This is a genomic window from Candidatus Desulfofervidus auxilii (genome assembly GCA_030262725.1).
Lineage (GTDB): Bacteria > Desulfobacterota > Desulfofervidia > Desulfofervidales > Desulfofervidaceae > JAJSZS01.
This window is the reverse complement of sequence record JAJSZS010000071.1, coordinates 1-2,987: the sequence shown is the minus strand read 5'-3', so window position 1 is coordinate 2,987 and position 2,987 is coordinate 1. Positions and strand designations below refer to the sequence as shown.

The following is a 2,987-nucleotide window of genomic DNA, read 5'->3' as shown; positions in this document are numbered from 1 at the left end:
TAAAATTGATTTGATTAGATTGAGAAAAAATATAAATAAAATTTTAAAAAAAAGAATTGAAAAAGAAGTAATTTATGTATGATAAAGAACTTGTTTTAGAAATATTAAGACAAATAGAAAATTCGATTAAATATTATTTTAAAAAGGTTTTCTATAATTAATGAACCAGATGATTTTGTAAAAGATGAAAAAGGTTTGGAAAAACTGGACTCCATATGTATGCAGTTAATAGCTATAGGAGAAGCTTTAAAACAAATAGATAAAATAACAGAAGGAAAACTTTTATTGAGGTATCCTCAAGTTGAATGGGAGAAAGCAAAGAAAATGAGAGATGTTATTGCTCATCACTATTTTGATATAGACGAAGAGGTTGTTTTCACTGTATGTAAAAAGCATTTACCTTTAATGCTGAAGGTTGTTAGAAGAATGATAGAAGATTTAGGATGAGATCTTTGTAAATTCTCCTATTTGTCTGATGATAACAGTAATTTTCCGATAACCGAAAGAGGTGGTAGGAGGAATAAGCAAGTTTTTGGATAAGGGAAGCACGGATGCTCTTAAGGATTCTGAGGCTATCTATGAATGATAAATTTGTTTTGGTAGATACTTCATTTTTGGTAGCTTTCCTTGATGTACGGGATAGTTTACATCAAAGGGCTGAAAAACTTAAAAAGAGACTTACTGAATTGGAATTAATTTTTACGGATGTGGTTTATGCAGAAACGCTTTCGGTCTTAGGCAGAAGGATAAGAGAAAGAAGAAAAGTTTTCAGAAATTAAAGAAATTTGTCTTAATTCTGGGGGAGAACTTAATTTTAATGATGCTCTTTTGGTGGTTGGAGCTAAAGAATATGGAATAGAATGGATACTTAGTTTTGACTCTGATTTTGATGAATATTTAAAAAGAATTTCTTAATTAAAAACGCTCATTTTTTCTCAAAAAATTTTAATAAGTGCTTCAAATAATTTTTTTAAATCTTTTTGGAGGCTATAATAAAATTTAAGCTGTCTGAAAAACTTTTATTCATTAAGGAAATATTTGACAATAAAAAATTATATTTTAATATTTTAATAAATTATTAAAAATTTATTAAAAATTAAGTAAGGAGAGTTAAGCATGGCTACAAAGATATTAACAGTAGGGATATCAGAAGAAACCTGGAAAAAACTTAAAAGGATAGCAGGTTTGCAGGGCAAAAGTGTTTCAGCTTTAGTTAGAGAGCAAATTGAAAGATTTTTAGGGGAAGAAGAAAAGTATAAAGAAGTTCATAGAAAAATTGCAGCTATAGCTAAAAAAATAGAGGTATTATAGAAAAGTGGAAAAGAGAAGATCTTTATAATAGAATGAAAATAGCAGGTATAGAAATAGTTAATCCATTTTTATGATTCTTTTTGTTTGAGGTACGAGGTATTAGTTTAAAAATTTTAGAATAAATTCATAAGCAGGAATTATATAAACTTTTAAATTTTCTTTTACATCCAGCTCTTCTTTTTGGTCAAAAGTTATAATATACCCTTCTTTTAAATTAAAATATTTACAGGCTTCCCTTAGTCCTTCTATTTCTCTTTTTAAAGTATTTTCATCTTCTATACTATAACAAACTTGGATAGCCATTTTCTGATTTACTATAAAGTCACATTCTTTTTTTTCTTTAAAACAGACTACTTCTGAGCTAAAAAGAAGAAGCTCTTTAAAAATTACCATCTCAAGAAGAATGCCTTTCCCTTCTTCTCCTAAATGTCTTATGCTTTTTAACATGCCAGAATCAATCAGATAAACCTTTTTTTCTGCGAGCTCAGACTTGACAAGAGATTTATAATGCTTTTTTATAAGTTTAATAAAGTAAGCATTTTCAGCAAATTCAAGATATTTATAAAGTGCATCTTTGCTCACTCTTATTCCTTGAGACTTAAGTTCATTATAAATTTTGTGAATGGATAAAAATTTGCTTGCATTTTCTGCAAGCCTTTTTAGAAAATACTTTAAAACTAATGTATTTTTGATACTATATCTTTCCACAATGTCTTTATAAAGCATTACTTCAAAGTATTCTTGCAAGGTTTTAATTTTTAACTCCTCTTCAAGAAAAGGAATTTCTGGAAAGCCACCAAAAAGCAAATATTCTTTAAAAAGGTTGATAAGAATTGCTTTCTTTTGGGGATTGTAAAAATCAAGATCTACATTAAAGTCAAAATTTTTGAATTTCAAAAATTCTTGAAAAATTAAAGGAAAAAGCTCATACTTTATGGTTCTTCCCCTTAAAGAGGTGGCTATTTCCTGAGATAAAAGCTTTGAATTTGAACCAGTAATAAAAATATTTTTACTGATTGTATCATAAATTCTTCTAATAAATTTTTCCCATCCTTCAATATTCTGAACCTCATCAAAGAAAAAATAACATTTTTCCAAATCAAGTTCTGGATAAAGTTCTCTATATGCTTGAATGATAAAATCCAAAGTTTGTGGGAAAAGATCAAGCCTTTCATCTTCAAAGTTAAGATAAAGAATTCTTTCCTTTTTTATTCCTTTTTCAATAAGAGTCAAAATGTGTTGATATAAAAGATAGGTTTTTCCAGCTCTCCTTGGACCAATTACCGTAATAATTTTTCCAGAGTTAAAAGGTAAAGAAAGTTTTCTTTTAATAAGTGCAGGCAGTTTCCTTGTATGGAATTCTCTAATAATAGTTTTTAAAATTTCTTTCCTTTGCATAAGGAAAATTATATAGAATTTTTTCCTTTAGTCAAGGAAATTTTTAAAATTTTTGATTTTATGAATCTTTTTTCTCAAAAAATTTGATAAGTGTTTCGAATAATTTTTTTAAATCTTGCTGAAGATTGCGACAGAATTCGAGCTGTTCTGAAAAACCTTTAAGAAAAATCAATTTACTGTCTCTTCATTAAAACCACTTTGGGTTTCTTTTTCCCAGCTTTCAAAAAATCATTGTCCGTTGTGTATATTTCCGTGCAGTCTTTGCAGCAAATATAAAT

General features: G+C 27.6%; 4 protein-coding genes. 3 read left to right on the top strand and 1 reads right to left on the bottom strand.

The window, feature by feature from the left end:
• The first annotated feature begins 219 nt into the window (after window positions 1–219).
• The 3 genes from LWW95_12050 (at window position 220) to LWW95_12040 (ending at window position 1,311) form a co-directional block, all read left to right on the top strand.
• A complete protein-coding gene (locus LWW95_12050; GenBank protein MDL1957759.1) occupies window positions 220–447 on the top strand; it encodes a DUF86 domain-containing protein in 228 nt (75 codons plus the stop codon).
• Window positions 448–578: 131 nt separating this feature from the next.
• Window positions 579–779, top strand: a complete 201-nt coding sequence (locus LWW95_12045; protein MDL1957758.1) for a PIN domain-containing protein — start codon at window positions 579–581, stop codon at window positions 777–779.
• Window positions 780–1,116: 337 nt separating this feature from the next.
• A complete protein-coding gene (locus LWW95_12040; GenBank protein MDL1957757.1) occupies window positions 1,117–1,311 on the top strand; it encodes a ribbon-helix-helix domain-containing protein in 195 nt (64 codons plus the stop codon).
• 99 nt (window positions 1,312–1,410) lie between these two features.
• On the opposite strand, the gene LWW95_12035 is transcribed toward LWW95_12040, so the two are convergent.
• Window positions 1,411–2,709 (bottom strand): ATP-binding protein, encoded by a 1,299-nt coding sequence (locus LWW95_12035; GenBank protein MDL1957756.1) that lies wholly within the window; start codon window positions 2,707–2,709, stop codon window positions 1,411–1,413.
• Window positions 2,710–2,987: the final 278 nt, after the last annotated feature.

Bases quoted from the DNA above. Each gene is read 5' to 3' on its own strand.
- LWW95_12050 (MDL1957759.1), top strand. From the start codon at position 220: ATGCAGTTAATAGCTATAGGAGAAGCTTTAAAACAAATAGATAAAATA.
- LWW95_12045 (MDL1957758.1), top strand. From the start codon at position 579: ATGAATGATAAATTTGTTTTGGTAGATACTTCATTTTTGGTAGCTTTC.
- LWW95_12040 (MDL1957757.1), top strand. From the start codon at position 1,117: ATGGCTACAAAGATATTAACAGTAGGGATATCAGAAGAAACCTGGAAA.
- LWW95_12035 (MDL1957756.1), bottom strand. From the start codon at position 2,709: ATGCAAAGGAAAGAAATTTTAAAAACTATTATTAGAGAATTCCATACA.